General features: G+C 72.7%; 1 protein-coding gene. It reads left to right on the top strand.

The window, feature by feature from the left end; all coding sequences use genetic code 11:
• Positions 1-264: bactofilin family protein (locus tag JT719_RS24830; RefSeq protein WP_207436457.1), on the top strand; the 264-nt coding region annotated here is incomplete at both ends.

Here is a 264-nt window from a genome sequence, read left to right as displayed (position 1 = left end):
CAGGCAGCACCGGCGCCGGCGCCCGCGGCCCCGCTGTCGAACGACCAGCGCCGCCTGATCGTCGGCCGCGACATCTCGCTCGCCGGCGAGATCGGCTCCTGCGACGTGCTGGTCGTCGAGGGCACCGTCGAGGCCAAGCTGCGCGAGGGCCGTTCCATCGAGATCGCCGAGACCGGCCTCTTCAAGGGCTCGGTCGAGATCGAGGAGGCCGACATCGCCGGCCGCTTCGAAGGCGACATCAGCGTTCGCGGCCGGCTGCGCGTC

It is taken from the genome of Sabulibacter ruber (genome assembly GCF_017355955.1).
Lineage (GTDB): Bacteria > Bacteroidota > Bacteroidia > Cytophagales > Hymenobacteraceae > Nibribacter > Nibribacter ruber_A.
This window is presented reverse-complemented; position numbering and strand designations above follow the sequence as displayed.